Below are 18,614 nucleotides of genomic sequence, written 5' to 3' on the forward strand. Positions count from 1 at the left end.
CAGATCTTCTGTGTGAAATCAGGAAAATCAGGAATCTGCTTCCGCCGGGGTATCTTCTGCAATGATGATTTCTGAAGCATAGGGAAGGCTTTCAATCCAGCGGCAGTACTCATGCCATTCGGTGAGCTTATGGTTTCGGCGGCTGAAATACTGGTTAACCAGCGTTTCGTAATTTAGTGTAACGGTCCGCATCTGGTTATAGGATTCCGGCAGCATCTCGATCAGATTGTACCAGTCCTCTTTATTTTTGCCGTTTTCCATATAGCGGAGGCGGATTTTCTCAATTTCATTGATATAAGCAGACATGATCTCGAGAGCGTCCGGGGTCAGATGATCATGAGAGAAATCCTCAAGCTCAATCGGCTTGGAATGGATCTTATGCATGGTGGACGTGGAATTGGCAACGGTCGCAACCTTATAGGTATCAAATTCCTTCCACCAGTAGATGGGAGCGGTGATATCCACCGATACCATGATCTGACGGATGAATTTCCGGTGGTCGGAGCCTGCAAGCCGGAGACGTCTTGCGAGCGAGAGGTCATTGGGACCAAGGATGTAATTTCCGTGTTCATCGTAATAAGAGTCGGAGCGAGCCCAGGAGTTCATCGGATTTCTCGCGCCTCTCATGGCGTTTTCAAGATTCATGACAGAGGTTCTTTCCAGTTTAATCATATGTAAGACCTTTCTATGTGCAGATTTTTGTTTAGTGCAATGTACTACCGCTACCAGAAGTATCTTGGTAATGGCATGATTTCATTTATATCATAGTAACAGGAAAATGGGTCAAAAGATATAATGATAAATAAGTAACAGGAATGATAAATAAATATCATATTTGTGTTTACAATATTACCCGGCTACGGTATAATGCTTATGGCTGTTAAAAAAATAACATATGCAGTGTGCAGCTTCAGGCTGGCTGCATTCACATAATAAAATGAATAAAGGAGAGTATAGTATGGCAAGATTTTGTTTACCAAGAGACATCTATCATGGCAAGGGTTCCCTGGCAGAGCTTAAAAATCTGAAGGGTAAGAGAGCAATGATCTGCGTTGGCGGCGGTTCCATGAAGCGTGGCGGTTTCCTGCAGAGAGCCGAGCAGTATCTTGAGGAAGCAGGATTTGAAGTAAAGCTGTATGAAGGCATTGAATCGGATCCTTCTGTTGAAACTGTTATGAAGGGTGCGGCAGCAATGGAGGAGTTTAAGCCGGACTGGATCGTTGCAATCGGCGGCGGCTCTCCGATTGATGCGGCTAAAGCAATGTGGATCAAGTATGAGTGTCCGGATCTGTCCTTTGAGGATATGTGCAAGGTATTTGGTATCCCTGAGCTTCGGCATAAGGCTCATTTCTGTGCTGTTTCATCTACTTCCGGTACAGCTACCGAGGTTACCGCTTTTTCAATTATCACAAATTATGAAAACGGAACCAAGTACCCGATTGCAGACTTTGAAATCACACCGGATGTTGCCATTGTAGATCCGGAGCTTGCAGAAACCATGCCGCAGAAGCTGGTTGCACATACCGGTATGGATGCGCTGACGCATGCCATTGAGGCATATGTATCCACAGCAAACTGCGACTTTACAGATCCTCTGGCTATCCATGCGATTGAGCTGATTCAGAACACACTGGTAAAATCCTATAATGGAGATATGACTGCCCGTGATACTATGCACAATGCACAGTGTCTTGCAGGTATGGCATTTTCCAATGCACTGCTTGGTATCGTACATTCCATGGCGCATAAAACAGGTGCGGTATTTGCAGATTATGGCGCACATATTATCCACGGTGCTGCCAATGCAATGTACCTGCCTAAGGTTATTGCCTTTAATGCAAAGGATGAGACTGCCAAAAAGAGATATGCGGTGATCGCAGACTATATGCATCTCGGAGGCAGCAGCGATGATGAGAAGGTTCAGCTTCTGATTAAGTATGTCCGTGGCATGAATGATGAGCTTAACATTCCGCACTGCATCCAGCATTATGGTAAGGATTCTTATCCGACCGAGCAGGGCTTTGTACCGGAGGAAGTATTCCTTGAGAGACTTCCTGGTATTGCAGAGCGAGCTATTGCAGATGCATGTACAGGCTCCAATCCACGTCAGCCGTCACAGGAGGAGATGGAGAAGCTGCTGAAGTGCTGCTACTATGATACAGAGGTAGATTTCTGATTACTGAAGTAAGTTTAGATTAATCAGATATTGTCGACCTAAAAGAGCAAGTGTAATATAAAAAGATCCTTATAATGAAAACGCAGGAGGGAGCGAATGATTTTAAATCATCCGATCCCTCCTGCGTTTATAGCTGCCTTGATTGTTAATTGATTCTATGTGCCGATACGCAAACGCCACCTGACCTATAGGCTCAGGTGGCGATGTTTATTCATTTAAGAAATGGCAGAAATGCCTTGGCGAGTCCCAGGAAGATAAAAAATCCGAGTACGTCCGTCGCGGTGGTCACAAAGATACTGGATGCCAGCGCCGGATCTGCGTGCAGCTTTTCCAGTACCAGTGGTACCAGGAAACCAAAGATACCGGCAACCACGAGATTTCCAATCATCGCAAGGAAAATGATGAGACCGAGGTATGCGTTGCCATAAATCAGTGCAACGACAATACCAGTGACAACGCCTGTAGCGGCACCGTCTACAACACCAAGAAAGATTTCCTTTAAAAAAGCTTTCCAGCACTCGGAAAACTTTATTTCACCGTTGGCAAGCTCCCGGACCATGACGGACATAGTCTGCGTGCCTGCATTCCCGCCCATACCGGATACAATGGTCATGGTAGCGGATAGAGCAACAACCTGAGCAATGGTACTCTCAAAAATCTTTACAGTAAAGGATGCGAGAAAGGCGGTGAGGAGATTCACAAGCAGCCATGGAAGACGCATGCGTACAGACTCCCAGAGTGTTGTGTCCATGCCTTCCTCTGCGGAGGTTCCTCCCAAATGGGCGATATCCTCGTCATGCTCCTCGTTGATGACGTCAATGATATCGTCAACGGTGATGATGCCCAGGATGGAACCCTTGCGGCTCACGACCGGGATCGCCTGCAGATCGTATTTGGATACTGCCTGCGCAACCTCCTCCTGATCCACTTCCGGTTCCACGGACACAACCTGATCATCCATGATCTCCATAAGCTTCGTGTTTCTGGAAGCACTCAGCAGATCTCTGAGATCGACAGTCCCCACAAGCTTTTTCTGGCGGTCACTGTCTGTAACATAAATCGTTTCGATCACCTCGGTTTTAGGACCGATATCACGGATGGTATCCAGGGCCTCCGCGCAGGTACGGTCCTCCCGGAGGGCAATATACTCGGTGGTCATGATACCTCCCGCAGAATCATCCGGATACTGCAGGAGCGTGTGAATGATTCTGCGGTCGCCTGCCTTCATGCGGTTCAGAAGACGCTTCCGCCTTGCGATATCCATTTCACCCAGGATATCCACGATATCATCCTTGGACATTTCCTCAAACATTTCAAGGAGCTGGTCATCGTTGATGTGCTCTCCGAGACGCTGACGGGTATCATCGTCTGCTTCCTCCATGATTTCGGTCAGCTGCTCTGTGTCAAGAAATTCCGGCAGCTTATCGATATCCTCGTCATCCAGCTCATCGACTTCCTCAACGAAGTCGGCAGGCTGCATATCCTCGTAATAATCTCCGATATTTTCCTTATTACCCTGATCGATGAGGTCTTCCAGTTCGTTATCATCGTCTTCATCCGGTTCCTTATTCTGATCGAAGTCATCGGAATCCGTATGAATCAGATTTCGATCCTCATCATCCTTGTCCTTATCCTTGCTCTGGTCCGGAATGGACTCAAAAAGCTCGGTCAGGTTAGGACGGCTCTCCTCCGGGATATCAATGTCCGTATTTTTTGTGTCCTTCTCCTCTGCCGGTTCCGATGTGGAATTTACAGTATCATGGCTGCTTTGCTGCAGCATGTCGGTTTTACTCTGCTTAAGATCTTCCATAGCCGGCCTCCCTGAAACACATATAATCAAAATGCAGTATCTTATATCATTGTAAAATTTAAATGCTGAAAACGAAAGAGTTTACTGAACTTTTTTGTAAAACATTTTAAAAAGCTCCGGGCAACATTTCGAGGAAGTGTACATGGAATTTTTCAACGGCGATTACAGAAAGTTCATATAATGAGATGACTTTTACGCAATGCGCTTGTTAAATATTACACAATATTGTTAATTGTTTATTGGAAATCCGATGGACACCTGTTATAATATATGCATCATGATCAGGCATGAAACGCGAGAGGTCGGAAAACAGACCATAACTCAAAAGCATGGAGGAAGAGATGTATAAAATCACTAAAGTTGAGCATCTGGTAGACAAAGACTGGCTCATGATTATTGAAGCACCATTTGTCGCCAGAAAGTGTGAACCGGGTCAGTTTATGATTGCAAAGCTTGGAGAGCTGGGAGAGAGGATTCCGTTTACCATTGCTGACTATGATAGAGAAGCCGGCACCATTACGATTGTATTTCAGGTCGTTGGAGCTTCGACAGAAAAGATGAGCCATCTTAAAGCCGGAGATTCCTTTACGGATGTCGTAGGGCCTTTGGGCAGGCCTTCGGAGCTTATTGAAACTCCGCTTGAGGATCTTAAGAAGGAGAGCATTATCTTTATTGCCGGCGGTGTTGGCGCGGCTCCGGTTTATCCGCAGGTAAAATGGCTGCATGAGCATGGCATCGCAGCGGATGTGATTCTGGGCGCCCGCAATAAGGATCTGCTCATCATGGAAGATGCGCTGCGGGAGGTTGCCGCCAATGTCTATGTTACTACAGATGATGGATCATATGGAGCCAAGGGTGTGGTAACGGACGTACTTAAAAAGCTGGTCAATGAAGAAGGCAGAAAATATACCAAGTGTATTGCCATCGGTCCGGTCATTATGATGAAATTTGCATGTCTTACGACAAAAGACATGGGTATTCCGACCGTGGTATCTATGAACCCGATTATGGTCGACGGTACCGGTATGTGCGGTGCCTGCAGGCTGATTGTTGGTGGTAAAGTGAAATTTGCCTGTGTAGATGGTCCGGAGTTTGACGGACACGAGGTGGATTTCAATCTTGCAATGAAGCGGCAGCAGACCTATAAGGCAGAGGAGGGGCAGGCAATGCTTGCGCTTCTTGAGGCGGAAAAGGCACACGGCGGCTGCGGTGAATGCAATTAAGACGGGAGGATGCAATAATGGCTGTTGATGTATTAAAGAGAGTTCCGGTTCGTGAACAGGATCCTAAGGTAAGAGCTGCCAATTTCAAGGAGGTCTGCCTCGGATACAATGATGAGGAAGCTAAGGCGGAAGCATCCAGATGTCTGAATTGCAAAAATCCACAGTGCGTAAAGGGATGTCCAGTAGCGATCCATATTAATGAGTTTATCCATGAGATTCAGCAGGGAAATATTGAGAGAGCGGCAGATATCATCGCTTTGTCATCTTCCCTTCCGGCTGTGTGCGGACGTGTATGCCCTCAGGAGACACAGTGCGAGGGTAAGTGCATCCGTGGGTTTAAGGGAGAGCCGGTTGCCATCGGAAAGCTGGAGAGATATGTTGCCGACTGGGCAAGAGAGCATGGGTATTTTGCTGCCAAAGCGGGAAAGCCGAATGGCAAGAAGGTTGCGGTTATCGGCGCCGGTCCTTCAGGACTTACATGTGCTGGCGATCTTGCAAAGCTTGGATATGAAGTGACAATTTTTGAAGCGCTGCATGAACCGGGCGGCGTTTTGATTTATGGTATCCCGGAGTTCCGTCTGCCTAAGGATGCGGTGGTAATCCCGGAGATTGAAAATGTTAAGAAGCTGGGAGTCAAGATTGATACCAACGTTATCGTGGGTCGGTCCATTACGGTAGATGAGCTTCTTAATGAGGAAGGTTTTGATGCAGTATTTTTGGGAACCGGAGCCGGTCTTCCGAAGTTTATGAATATCCCGGGGGAGACCGCCAACGGCGTTTATTCCGCCAATGAGTTCCTGACCAGAAATAATCTTATGAAGGCATTCCGTACGGACTCTGATACACCGATTAAGTGCGGTAAGAAGGCAGTCATTGTCGGCGGCGGAAATGTTGCGATGGATGCGGCAAGAACAGCGCTGCGTCTTGGCGCCGAAGTACATGTTGTATACAGAAGATCAGAGGCGGAGCTTCCGGCAAGAGTAGAAGAGGTTCATCATGCCAAGGAGGAGGGAATCATCTTTGACCTCCTGCAGAATCCGGTTGAGATTCTTACAGATGAAAACGACTGGGTTAAGGGCGTGAAGATACAGAAGATGGAATTGGGCGAGCCGGATGCCTCCGGCAGACGTCGTCCGATACCGATCGAAGGCTCGGAATATGTTCTGGATTGTGACTGTGTTATCATGTCCCTCGGTACTTCACCTAACCCGCTGATTACCTCAACAACGGAAGGACTGGAAGCCAATAACCGCGGCTGTATCATCGCGAAGGAAGAAAACGGCGAGACAACCAAGCAGGGCGTATATGCCGGTGGAGACGCTGTGACCGGAGCGGCAACGGTAATTCTTGCCATGGGTGCAGGTAAGGCTGCAGCAAAGGGGATTGATGAGTATCTGAACGGAAGAAAAGAGTGATCTTTGATGCCGGATTTCCGTTAGATTTCTGTCAATCAAATACTTGAAAATAACGCAGTCTTGTGGGAAAATACTAGTGTTTATGTTCCCGGAGCAGAAGGCCGGGGACATAGAAGCCTTGAATGAGAGTTCCTGCGTTTCCGCACTTGATCCGCAGGAAAATTGAAAGGAGATTCATATGACCTATACAAATGAGGTTGAGAACATGTGCCCTGTTGCGCAGGGTGTTCATCATGGCGCAGCTCCGATTCCTGAAGAGGGAAAATGGATTCAGGCCAAGGAAGTTAAGGACATTTCCGGATTTACACATGGTGTAGGCTGGTGTGCTCCACAGCAGGGTGCCTGCAAGCTTTCCCTTAACATTAAGGAGGGTATTATCCAGGAAGCACTGGTTGAGACAGTCGGATGCTCCGGTATGACACATTCTGCAGCTATGGCAGCAGAAATCCTTCCGGGACTTACTGTGCTTGAGGCTTTAAATACAGACCTTGTATGCGATGCAATCAATACTGCTATGAGAGAGCTTTTCCTCCAGATCGCATATGGACGTTCTCAGTCCGCATTTTCAGATGATGGCCTTGCTGTCGGCGCCGGACTTGAGGATCTGGGCAAGGGTCTTCGTTCACAGGTTGGTACTATGTACGGTACTCTGAAAAAAGGACCTCGCTACCTTGAGATGGCAGAGGGATATGTTACGGATCTTGCACTGGACAAGGATGATCAGATTATCGGTTATAAGTATGTAAACCTTGGCAAGATGACTGATTTTATCAAAAAGGGTGACGATCCAAATACCGCATGGGAAAAAGCCAAGGGACAGTATGGACGTATTGATGACGCTGTTAAGTTCATCGATCCTCGTAAGCAGTAAGTAAGGTCAGAAGGAGGAAAAAGATATGGCATTATTTGAAGGATACGAGAGACGTATCAAGCAGATCAATGAAGCTTTAAATAAATACGGTATCAAAGATATCGAAGAAGCCCGCAAGATCACAGAAGACGCTGGCCTTGACGTTTATAACATGGTTAAAGGCGTGCAGACCATCTGCTTTGAGAATGCATGCTGGGCATACATCGTAGGTGCTGCTATTGCCATTAAAAAGAACTGCAGAACAGCAGCAGATGCAGCTGCCGCAATCGGTGAGGGACTTCAGTCCTTCTGTATCCCGGGTTCTGTTGCTGATAACCGTAAGGTTGGTCTCGGACATGGAAACCTTGGTAAGATGCTTCTTTCAGAGGATACAGAGTGTTTCTGCTTCCTTGCAGGTCATGAGTCCTTTGCTGCCGCAGAAGGTGCTATCGGTATTGCCAACAATGCCAACAAGGTACGTGTTAAGCCGCTGAGAGTTATCCTCAACGGTCTTGGCAAGGATGCAGCTAAGATTATTTCCCGGATCAACGGGTTTACCTTTGTGGAAACCGAGTATGATCCATATACCAATACGGTTAAGGAAGTAGAGAGAATCTCTTATTCTGATGGTCCACGTGCCAAGGTTAACTGCTATGGTGCTAACTCTGTTCCGGAAGGCGTTGCAATCATGTGGAAGGAAAATGTAGATGTTTCCATTACCGGTAACTCTACCAACCCGACAAGATTCCAGCATCCAGTTGCCGGTACCTACAAGAAGGAACGTCTGGAAGCCGGAAAGAAGTATTTCTCCGTAGCATCCGGTGGTGGTACAGGTCGTACCTTACATCCGGATAACATGGCAGCTGGTCCTGCATCTTATGGTATGACAGATACCATGGGACGTATGCATAGTGATGCACAGTTTGCTGGATCTTCATCTGTACCTGCACACGTTGAAATGATGGGTCTGATCGGCATGGGTAACAACCCGATGGTCGGCGCCACCGTTTCCGTTGCCGTTGCTGTAGCAGAGGCTGCTAAGGCAGGGAAGTTCTAAGTTAAATATAGTTATCCTATATTTTCCCATATTTCTCTATAATGAGAAAGAGAGACCTGGTCGCTTGAACCAGGTCTCTCTTTTTTTTGCAGTTTCCAATATTTCGTAGTTAACGATATTTATAGAATCCCTCGCCAGCGTTAATGCCGGTTTTTCCTTCATCAATATATTTCTTTAGTGTAGCGGCGATTTTTCCGGGGATGGAATCCGGATCCTTTGCCTGAGGATTCATGATGACAATGTTATATGCGGTGGTAAGACCGACGATGTCCAAAATCTGGAAAGGTCCCATAGGTGCACCGGTACCTTTGGTCCATGCAAGATCAATGGTTTCGGGATCGGCAACCTCTTTGGCAAGTAGAGCCTGGGCGGCATTCAGCAGCGGAACCAGGAGAGAGTTAAGCAGATATCCCGGCTGCTCTTTTTTAAGACAGAGAGGTATCATACCGATTGCAGATGCAAATCGAACAACTTCGTCATAAACTGCCGGATCTGTGCCGGGATGTCCCATAACCTCTGCAGTATTGTTTTTCCAGATTTCATTGGCAAAATGCAGTGCAAGAAATTTGGCAGGGCGACCGGTAAAGGTTGCAAGATTACTTGGAAGCAGTGTAGAAGAATTGGTCACAAGAATCGTTTTTTCCGGAAGCAGTGGTGCTGCCTTTTCATAAAACTCTTTTTTCTGTTCCGGGTCTTCTGCCAGAGCCTCAATCACGAGATCCGCATCCTTTAGTGCTTTGTCAAGATCAGTTGTAAGTGTTAATGTATGATATGCTTCATCGGCTTTTTTCTTAAGCGCATCAATATCCTCCTTGCTGCAATGCTGAAAATCATCAAACAATGCTGACGGAACAGGCGCATGTTCACGACCGATATACTGCTTTGCTGCTTCTAAATCTGATAAATATATTTCGTGCAGCCTGTCCAGCTTTGGCTGACAACGACCGATGGAGCCTTCGCTTCTAAGCCAGATGGTAACGGCAAATCCACGGTAAGCCGCCTGATAGGCAATCTGACTTCCGAGGACACCACCGCCGATTAATACGATATTTTTCATCTTTTATACCTCACTTTCTAAGGATCCTACGAGAAACAGTATGATTCATACCGGATCTACGTCATATTCAGTAAGATTACATTCGCATGTATATGAAATGTATCTACGTAAGGATACTTTAGCATTGTATACAAAAAAATACAATCAAAAAACATGCTGCACAAGAAACATATAGATCAGGGTACCGCACAAGATGCTTACGAGGGAGTTCTTTTTTACTGCCTGCAGGATGATTACAGCCAGCGATGCAATGATTTCCGGAGCTCCAAAAGGAGCGTGTGTCAGATCTGTATTTCTCAGGCAGTAGATGACCAGCATTCCGATAATGGCAGAGGGAAGCACCTCGCCAAGAAAGCTTATGTAAGCGGGTGTCTTTTTTCCATTAAGAATAATAAACGGCAGAAAGCGGAGCAGGATGGTTACAATCGACATCACTGCGATCAGCATTGCAGCATGAAAATCAGTATTCATATTAGTTTTCCTTTCCGGCTTCTGAGAGTTCAACAGGTTTGTTCATTTCCATGGGATCCGCTTCTATATTTTTAACTTTAATATCGTCTGCTGCTTCTTCTTTAATGGTTTCCTGCGTGAGTTTTTTACGGAGTAAGGATAGAATCAGTGTAATAACCAGCATGGAAGGAATCAGAAAACGCTCCGGTCCAAAAAGCACAAGGCAGACAAGAGAGGAGAGTAGCCCGATCAGAGCAGGAAGATGCTGCCTGGTATTAATCCATTGTCCCGTAAAGGATGCGATAAATAAAGCGGTCATGGAGAAATCAATGCCTTCTGTGCTGAACGGCAGGACAGAGCCCACAAGAGAACCTGCCACACAGCCAAAGACCCAGTAAATCTGATTAAAAAGAGAAACCAGAAAACGAAATTGGTGAATGTTTTCTCCATCTGGACAGTATCCGTCAGAGAGCAGAGAATAGGTTTCGTCGGTTAAAGCAAAAATCATATAGGGCTTGTATTTCCCGGCGTTTTTGTACTGGTCGATCATGGATATGCTGTAAAAAAGATGACGGGCATTGATCATGACGGTCATGATGGCGGCAGTGATCAAAGAGGCACCGCTGGAAAGCAGAGTGACACCGGCATACTGCATGGAACCAGCATAGATAAAGAGCCCCATGGCAAAGCTCCAAAGGACTCCATAACCGTGATTAGAAAGCAGGATGCCAAATCCCATACCCAGTACAATATAGCCAGCCATAATTGGCAGTGATTTGATAAAAGCGGATCTGATCACACGCCTTGTCATAATACATCCTTTCCTTTTGCAAAAATATCCAGATAACTCTTGAGTACCGGTGCTATAAGCGGATCCTCCGGATGATAAAAGTGCCGCTGGTTAATAAGAAACCCATGCGGATCGCTGCGGATCATTGCACGATACTGTGAGGGAGAGATATGCATAAATTCCCGGAATCTGCTGTTAAAATTTTTAAGATCCGGGAAACCATTGTCCAGTGCTACATCGGTGAGAGTAAGAGTCTCATCCTTGAGACTGTAGAGCGCATTGGATATACGGAGACGGATCAGATAATCATAAAATCGTATTCCCAGTGTTTCCTTAAAGAGCGTGGAAATATACGTTCGGTTATATTGGGTAAGAGATGCAAGATCATCCAGAGTGATTTTTTCCGCAAAATGTTCCTGCATATATTTTGTCATGATACGAATTGTCTGCTTATGCAGTTCATCCTCCTTATGATACGAAGAGATTGTCCGGGGTACTTCCTCTACAAGCAAGGCAGCTATCAGATCGATAAGCGCCCGGGAGCGAAATACGCTGAGTCTGTCCAATTTTGCAAGAGAAAGATACAGGGAGGCTGCGTAGTAACGAAGCTTTTTTGCCGTTAATGTATTGCGGCTTTTATAATCGGTCACATATATAAAACGGTAGCTTTGACCTTGTTCCAGTAAAGGCTTAAAAGCTTCCTGTGGGATATGAATGACAAGAGCTGCAGTTTTATCCATAAGGCTGTAGGAAGCATGACCGACGCCTGGATTGATCAGGATCATATCTCCACTTTCCAGGGTGAAATAATCATTACCGCGGACAAATTCCGCACTGCCGGTGAGGACGATATTCAGTTCATATTCATTTTCGTGCCAGTTATAACGATAATTTCTGAGCTGATGTACATAGCTATTTACGGAAATGCCGCTTTCTGACCATTCATGTTGGTAAATGAGATCCATGGGATTTACCTTTCAAAACATATCATCCTTTTATCATTATCAAAATCCAAACTTTTTACCGGTTCCGGATATTTGAATGCAAATTTTCAATAGTACCGATTATAACGCTTAATATTTTTAAAGCAAATAGGAAATCGAAGGAATAAAGTGGAGGATTATGACTGGAAAATGATCCATTCCTATGGATAAGAACAGGCAAAATATTTGGATGAATTATGCAGGATGTGCGTCTTAAATTACTTAAAATGAGTGAACAATCAGGAGAGAGAAACATTCAGCCATAATATTTTCAACGATTTTTTCAGGAAATGCTGATACTCTGTATCCATCATTTACCGGAATCACCCGGAAAACATTTATTCAAAGGGGGCTTTATGAATACTCAGCTAATGATTTGTCTCGTGATCTTTGTGCTCACATTGATCAGCTACATTCTCAATAAAATACCGATGTGGCTGACATCTATGATTTCACTTGCACTGCTGTATATTACGGGCTGCATCGATGCAGAGGGGGCACTGGCAGGCTTTGCCAATGTTAATACGATCCTTATGGCGGCTATGTTTATTGTTGCTGCAGGATTCCGCCGCACATCTATGGTGGATAAGATGTGTCGTGGACTGCTGCATATTACAGGAGGCTCATTTTCCAAAGCATATGCCGGATATGTTCTGCTTACGATCCTTTTATCTAACTTTATTGCAAGTCCGATGGTTGTTTATGCGATTGTTTCTCCGTTGCTTGTTGCTTTATGTGACAGTACCAATCAGCCGCGAAGCAAATACCTTTTCCCACTCGTGGTTGTAGCGATTGCTACCTGTGGTATCTTACCGGGACCCACCGCGATTCAGATGGCAGGACAGTTTGAGGGTTTTTTTCAAACCTATGGATTTACAGAGGGATTTAACGCAATTAACTTTTTTAAGGGTGAGTGGCCTGTACTTTTGGTAACTTTTGCCTGGGCAGTATTTCTTGCACCAAAGTTTATGCCGTCAGACCGCCATTCGGAAACAGAGAGCAATGAGAAACGGAGCGGAAGCAATGCAAGTACGCTTTCTCCGTTTGCTGATATGGCAGGTATTATCGTTTTCTTTGGAACGATCATCATCCTGATTTTTTCTGCACAGCTTCATCTTCAAAACTGGTGGGTGGCACTGGCAGGTTCTCTGCTTATGGTGCTCTTTGGTGTGGTAGACCAGAAGGCATCTCTCAGAGATGTGCCGTGGGATATGATTCTGCTTTATGTAGGTGCTCTGGGACTTGGCACGGCGCTAACGGCTACCGGCGCCGGAGATCTGATTGGAAAAGGGCTTGCTGGTCTTGGAGGAGGAACACATAACAGCTACATACTTGGGGCGCTGTTCTTTATTATCCCGTTTATTGTTACACAGTTTATGCTGAATCGTGCAGTATCTGCAGTGTTTGTACCGATTTGTCTCTTGACTTGTCAGGCACTGGGAGCTAATCCCATCGGACTTGTGCTTCTGGTAAATGCAGGCTCTCTGACAGCATTCATGACACCGATGGCAACACCGGCAATCCCAATGTGTATGGGCGACGCGGGCTACAATCTTACCGATTTGTTTAAGGGTGGATGGCTGATTTCCATACTTCTAAGTGTTGTATTTATTGGATATACTATGACTGTGTTCCCATGCTTCTGAATTTAGCAATAAACTTTTGTTAGGCGGATAAGTCAGAAAGGAATTTATGAAAATTACAGATGTAAAGCTCAGATTTGCCAAGCATTATCTTTTTGTGGAAATCTATACGGATGCCGGGATCAAAGGCTTGGGCGAAGCCGGAAACTGGGGATTTTTAAGCTCCACAGCGGATGCGATCCGAAAGTTCACTCCATATCTGATTGGTAAGGATCCTTTTAATATTGAAGATATCGGTCAGAATCTGTACCGAGCCGTTTATTTCCGTGGATCCGTCATTATGAGTGCCATTTCGGCGATTGATATTGCCTGCTGGGATATTAAAGGTAAGGCGCTGGGAGTACCGGTATATCAGCTCCTTGGTGGTAAAACCAGAAACAAGGTACGTTGCTATGCGTCTGTAATGAAGCACAGTACAGATCTCAATGTACTGATAGATGAGTATAAGAAACTGCAGGATCAAGGCTTTAATGCCGCTAAAATTTTTGTCAATGGTCCGCAGAAATCTGCCAATAACGGATTTGATGAGTTCTTTTCCGGCAGAGTAGAGGATGAGCTTGAGAAGGTAAGGGTTATCCGGGAAGCATTAGGTGCGCATTTCGATTTTATCCTTGAAAATCATCGCGGCATGACGGTGCCGGAGGCCATTGCTTTTGGAACAGAGGTTTCCAGGTATCGTCCGATGGTACTGGAGGATCCTGTGACACCGGATAACGTGGATACTATGGCGCTGGTAGCTTCCAAGATCTCCGTGCCAGTTGCAACAGGTGAACGCTTTATTAACATAAAGGAATATGAGCAGGTGATCCGCAGAAATGCTGCACAGTATCTGCGTCCGGATGTCTGCGCTATGGGTGGGATTACAGCGGCCAAAAAGGTTGCGGCTATCGCCGAAGCAAGCGATGTACTGATTATCCCGCATAATCCGCTCGGGCCGGTGTCTACAGCAGCCTGCCTCCAGATTTGTGCGTCTATTCCAAATCTCGGGATCCAGGAACTTCCTGGTTTCTGTCTGAATGGAGCAGAGGATCGGATGGTGAAGGAACCGCTCCGCTTTAAGGATGGCTTTATGGAGATTCCCGAGGCACCCGGCATCGGTGTGGAACTGGCAGATGACGCAGAGGAGTTGTATCCGGCAAAGGAGCGGGGTAGCAATACCGCTTTCCGGTATTTTGACGGTTCGGTGAAGGACTGGTAATAACGTGTTTTAAAACGTAAGGAAGCTCTTGTTTTTTTAATATACATATCTTTTTTGAAAATTCTGTGTTAAGATACTCAAGTATTTTTTGATGAAGATTTTTAAGCTGATCAGGAAACCCTGGTCAGCTTTTTTGTAGGAGAATATTGCTATATGACATTTCAAGAACTAGGTTTACAGAGAGATATTCTTAGTGCGGTGGCAAAGGCCGGATATAAGGAGCCGTCCCCGATACAGGAAAAAGCGATCCCGGAGATGCTGGCAGGGAGAGATATGATTGCGACGGCACAGACGGGCACCGGAAAAACAGCTGCATTTGCACTGCCGATTCTTAACAAGCTGGAGGTAAAGCGCCCTTCCGAAATCCGTGCGCTGGTTTTGACTCCGACGAGAGAGCTTGCCATTCAGATCCTGGAAAACTTTAAACGTTATGGCAGATACCTTAAGCTGCGTACGGTCTGCATCTATGGAGGCGCAAAGCAGGGACCGCAGCTTGCGGCGCTCGCCAATGGATGCGATATCCTTGTGGCAACACCGGGACGTCTTATGGATTACATGGGGCAGGGTATTGTGTCTTTGGAGGATATCAATACGTTTGTACTGGACGAAGCCGATCGTATGCTGGATATGGGATTTATTACAGACATCCGGAAAATTGTGAAGCAGATTCCGGAAAAACGCCAGACGGTTATGTTTTCTGCTACGATGCCAAAGGAAATTGAGAAGCTGGCAGAGGAGCTTTTAAAGGATCCGGTCCGCATTGAAACTGCTCCGGTATCCAGTCCGGCAGATACAGTTATGCAGAAAATCTGCTTCATGGAGCATGCGGATAAAAAGCTTGCGCTGGGAAGCTTTTTACGGCAGGAGGATGTCAAAAAATCTATTGTTTTTACAAGAACCAAGCATGGAGCGGATCGTCTGGTGCGAGAGCTTAAAAAGCAGGGGATCGAATCGGTTGCAATCCATGGAGACAAGACGCAGGGACAGCGCCAGAATGCTCTTGAGCATTTCCGGTCCGGCAAGATTAAGGTGCTGGTAGCAACAGATGTGGCGTCTCGTGGCATAGATATCCCAAAAATCACGCATGTGTTTAATTATGATCTGCCGGAGGAAGCAGAGTCATATATTCACAGAATCGGACGTGCCGGCAGAGCCGGAGCGGAGGGTGAAGCGATCACACTTTGCTGCGAGGATGAGATGGAGAGACTTTATGATATTGAGAGACTGACACGCAGGGAGATCCCCGAGATAGAGACGGAGTGGTCTGTCGCGTTGGAGAGGAAGAAAAAGGCGGCACCGGCAGCAAAACACTTAAGAGGCAGAAGCAACGTAAGTAAAAAAGTAAGTAAAGTTTATGGAGAGCGTCCGGGATCGGACAGAATGGCAATGCCGCGTGGAAGCAAAGCGGAAAAGCCGCGATTCCGGCATAAAAAGGCGTCTCTAAGGCAGTCTGTCGATGGCGGAAAACATTTCCAGAGCAGAGCTTCAAAACCCATACAGAAATCATCGCAAAAGAAAACCGCATGACTGCCAGGATGGGATTGCATCGTGTAGAAGCGCATTGGCTGGTAACAGAAGAACAAAATAAAAATAATTTTTATTTACCAAAAACACTTGTAAATTATCTCTTTCGTGATATCATAAAGGTGTCAAGAAAAATAAGTCGATGGAAGTTCATCCGACGAGAAAAGATGAACAAAAACAGAGACAAAGTGCAGGGGAAGTACCTGCGAAACTAAACTGCAGAAAGTATGAGGTACAAAGCGATGATTCCAACAGATTCAGTCGTTAATATCCTCACTGCCAGATAAGAGAAAAATACAAATGTGAGATTCTGGTGAACCGTCAATTCATCCAGAGATCGATCGAGATAAGAAGTGAATCTTCAGATTATTTCTCAAAGCTGGTGAGTTGGGGATATTAGAAAAGACCGGTGAAAAGAAATAATCTATTTATCGATGATATCGTAAAGAAGGTATCTGAAATATAAATAGAAATCTACAGAAAGAGGTACAAACCAAAGTTCTGAGTAGAGACAACTGAATAGAGACTTAAGCAGGATTTCATTTAAAAATCCACAAAATCTACGAAAGAAGGTACAAACCGAAGTACTAGATAGTGTAATTTAATGAAGTAAGCGCTCAAAGAGGTATCTGGTGAAAGCAGGTACCTCTTTTTTTGTGTGCCCGGCGGGCACGCGCTATTACTTTTCACTCGCTATGGTTTTTGGTCAGGTTTTCAGATCTTAGCCTTTTTTGGACAGTGCAAGTGGCGATGCGTTTGCACATGAGTCGGAGCGGGTATAAGCTTTTGGAAATGAAGTGAAATCAGGACGGCTAAGTGATATGATAATGGAGTATCACAAGGATAATGAGACCTTACAGAGGAGACGGATATGAAGCAAAAGGAAACGATGGAACACAAGGCAGCTGGTAAAAATGGTGTGCTGCGGATGGCGTTTGTGGTTCTTTCACTGGTGCTGGAGATTGGACTTCTGGTTTTGTTTTTCTTCCGCCTTAACCAGTATTTCCGCTGGTTTCAGCTGATTACGTTTATTGTAGGATTGCTTCTTGTGCTGGTGATCTACGGACAGCATAAAACCTCCGCGATGAAGATGCCCTGGATCATCTTAATCATGGCGGCGCCTGTGCTTGGTATTACCCTGTATTTTCTGATCGGACTCAATGGCTCCACAAGAAAAATGCGGAACCGGTATGAGAAAATTGATGCGCTGCTGTTTCCGGTTTTACATGGCAGGAAGGAAACCTTGGAGGCACTCGAGCAGAGAGATCCGGATGCAGGCGCAATTGCTGATTATATCAATCATTATGCCCACTATCCGGTGTGGCAGAATACGGATGTTACCTATTATAATGATGCGGCAGATGGGCTTGAGGCGCAGCTGAGAGACCTGAAACGTGCGGAGCAGTTTATTTTTATGGAGTACCATGCCATAGAGGATAAGGAATCCTGGCACCGGATTGAGGAGGTTCTGGTGGACCGAGTACATGCAGGGGTCGAGGTACGGGTCTTTTATGATGACATGGGATCCATCGGATTTATCAATACGGATTTTACCAAGAAGATGGAGCGTCTTGGAATCCAGTGCCGGGTGTTTAATCCCTTTGCACCGGGTCTTAATATTTTCCTTAATAACAGAGATCACCGTAAAATCACAGTGATCGACAATAAGATCGGATTTACCGGCGGATATAATCTTGCAAATGAATATTTTAATCTGACACATCCGTATGGTATGTGGAAGGATACGGGCATACGTCTTGAAGGAGATGCGGTGCAAAGCCTCACGCTTACATTCCTGGAAATGTGGAATGCCGTTCGGGATACGGATAAGGATGATCCTAATGCGGCAAGATTTATTACACAGTATGATTATCATGCGGCGCAGCATGGTTTTGTACAGCCATATGCGGACAGTCCGATGGATGATGAGCATGTGGGTGAGAATGTTTATATCAGCATGGCTGACAAGGCAGACCGCTATTGCTATTTCATCACTCCGTATCTGATTATTACAGATGAGATGAACCATGCGCTTGGGCTTGCAGCTAAAAGAGGCGTGGATGTCAGGATTATCACACCGGGAATCCCGGATAAGAAGCTGGTATATCGTGTGACACGCTCCTTCTACAACGGACTGGTACGAAACGGTGTTCGTATCTATGAGTGGACGCCCGGGTTCTGCCATGCCAAGATGAGCATTGCAGATGATAAAATGGCAACCTGCGGAACCATCAACCTGGATTACCGCAGTCTTTACCATCATTTTGAGAATGGCTGCTTCCTCTATGACTGCGATGCTGTCCATAAGATGAAGGAGGACTTTGATCAGATGTTTACAGAATGCCGTGAGGTGACGGCATATTACCGTTCTGAGCGCAGCAACGGCAGACGACTTCTGGATTTATTTCTGCGTCTGTTTGCGGAATTAATGTAACTCG

General features: G+C 45.8%; 15 protein-coding genes. 9 read left to right on the forward strand and 6 right to left on the reverse strand.

The annotated features are described in order from the left end of the window. Window positions 1–27 precede the first annotated feature (27 nt). Window positions 28–672 (reverse strand): hypothetical protein, encoded by a 645-nt coding sequence (locus ACTNEN_RS11400; protein ID WP_441206592.1) that lies wholly within the window; start codon window positions 670–672, stop codon window positions 28–30. 286 nt (window positions 673–958) lie between these two features. Here ACTNEN_RS11400 and ACTNEN_RS11405 point away from each other — a divergent pair, with 286 nt between their 5' ends. Next, window positions 959–2,176, forward strand: a complete 1,218-nt coding sequence (locus ACTNEN_RS11405) for an iron-containing alcohol dehydrogenase (RefSeq protein WP_441206593.1) — start codon at window positions 959–961, stop codon at window positions 2,174–2,176. Between the two features lie 211 nt (window positions 2,177–2,387). On the opposite strand, the gene mgtE is transcribed toward ACTNEN_RS11405, so the two are convergent. Continuing rightward, window positions 2,388–3,986 (reverse strand): magnesium transporter, encoded by a 1,599-nt coding sequence (mgtE, locus tag ACTNEN_RS11410; RefSeq protein ID WP_441206594.1) that lies wholly within the window; start codon window positions 3,984–3,986, stop codon window positions 2,388–2,390. A gap of 341 nt (window positions 3,987–4,327) precedes the next feature. Here mgtE and ACTNEN_RS11415 point away from each other — a divergent pair, with 341 nt between their 5' ends. From ACTNEN_RS11415 to ACTNEN_RS11430, 4 genes are all read left to right on the forward strand, one after another. Then, window positions 4,328–5,209, forward strand: coding sequence for a sulfide/dihydroorotate dehydrogenase-like FAD/NAD-binding protein (locus ACTNEN_RS11415; protein ID WP_441206595.1), 882 nt, complete (start codon window positions 4,328–4,330; stop codon window positions 5,207–5,209). A gap of 17 nt (window positions 5,210–5,226) precedes the next feature. Next, window positions 5,227–6,624, forward strand: coding sequence for an NADPH-dependent glutamate synthase (gene gltA, locus ACTNEN_RS11420; RefSeq protein WP_441206596.1), 1,398 nt, complete (start codon window positions 5,227–5,229; stop codon window positions 6,622–6,624). A 178-nt stretch (window positions 6,625–6,802) separates the two neighbouring features. After that, window positions 6,803–7,495 (forward strand): iron-sulfur cluster assembly scaffold protein, encoded by a 693-nt coding sequence (locus tag ACTNEN_RS11425; protein ID WP_441206598.1) that lies wholly within the window; start codon window positions 6,803–6,805, stop codon window positions 7,493–7,495. Window positions 7,496–7,520: 25 nt separating this feature from the next. Then, complete coding sequence (locus tag ACTNEN_RS11430; protein ID WP_441206600.1) at window positions 7,521–8,531, forward strand: GGGtGRT protein; 1,011 nt, start codon at window positions 7,521–7,523, stop codon at window positions 8,529–8,531. A 109-nt stretch (window positions 8,532–8,640) separates the two neighbouring features. Here the strand turns inward: ACTNEN_RS11430 and ACTNEN_RS11435 are convergent, their stop codons facing one another. From ACTNEN_RS11435 to ACTNEN_RS11450, 4 genes are all read right to left on the reverse strand, one after another. Next, window positions 8,641–9,588: a 3-hydroxyacyl-CoA dehydrogenase gene (locus tag ACTNEN_RS11435; protein WP_441206601.1), complete on the reverse strand. Its 948-nt coding sequence runs from the start codon at window positions 9,586–9,588 to the stop codon at window positions 8,641–8,643. 144 nt (window positions 9,589–9,732) lie between these two features. Continuing rightward, a complete protein-coding gene (locus ACTNEN_RS11440; RefSeq protein ID WP_441206602.1) occupies window positions 9,733–10,059 on the reverse strand; it encodes a branched-chain amino acid transporter permease in 327 nt (108 codons plus the stop codon). Window position 10,060: 1 nt separating this feature from the next. Continuing rightward, window positions 10,061–10,849 carry an AzlC family ABC transporter permease gene (locus tag ACTNEN_RS11445; protein WP_441206603.1) on the reverse strand — a complete coding sequence of 263 codons (789 nt, stop codon included), beginning with the start codon at window positions 10,847–10,849 and terminating at the stop codon, window positions 10,061–10,063. Beyond that, window positions 10,846–11,793, reverse strand: a complete 948-nt coding sequence (locus ACTNEN_RS11450; protein WP_441206605.1) for an AraC family transcriptional regulator — start codon at window positions 11,791–11,793, stop codon at window positions 10,846–10,848. The genes ACTNEN_RS11445 and ACTNEN_RS11450 overlap by 4 nt, the downstream gene beginning before the upstream one ends. Before the next feature lie 374 nt (window positions 11,794–12,167). On the opposite strand from ACTNEN_RS11450, the gene ACTNEN_RS11455 reads away from it, so the two are divergent. The 4 genes from ACTNEN_RS11455 (at window position 12,168) to cls (ending at window position 18,610) form a co-directional block, all read left to right on the forward strand. Continuing rightward, a complete protein-coding gene (locus tag ACTNEN_RS11455; protein ID WP_441206607.1) occupies window positions 12,168–13,457 on the forward strand; it encodes an SLC13 family permease in 1,290 nt (429 codons plus the stop codon). 46 nt (window positions 13,458–13,503) lie between these two features. Beyond that, entirely contained in the window at window positions 13,504–14,652 is a 1,149-nt protein-coding gene (locus tag ACTNEN_RS11460) for a mandelate racemase/muconate lactonizing enzyme family protein (protein ID WP_441206608.1), read from the forward strand. A gap of 153 nt (window positions 14,653–14,805) precedes the next feature. After that, window positions 14,806–16,179 carry a DEAD/DEAH box helicase gene (locus ACTNEN_RS11465; protein WP_441206609.1) on the forward strand — a complete coding sequence of 458 codons (1,374 nt, stop codon included), beginning with the start codon at window positions 14,806–14,808 and terminating at the stop codon, window positions 16,177–16,179. Window positions 16,180–17,047: 868 nt separating this feature from the next. After that, window positions 17,048–18,610: a cardiolipin synthase gene (gene cls / locus ACTNEN_RS11470; protein ID WP_441206610.1), complete on the forward strand. Its 1,563-nt coding sequence runs from the start codon at window positions 17,048–17,050 to the stop codon at window positions 18,608–18,610. Window positions 18,611–18,614: the final 4 nt, after the last annotated feature.

Source organism: Oribacterium sp. HCP28S3_H8, assembly GCF_052064775.1.
Classification (GTDB): Bacteria; Bacillota; Clostridia; order Lachnospirales; family Lachnospiraceae; genus Oribacterium.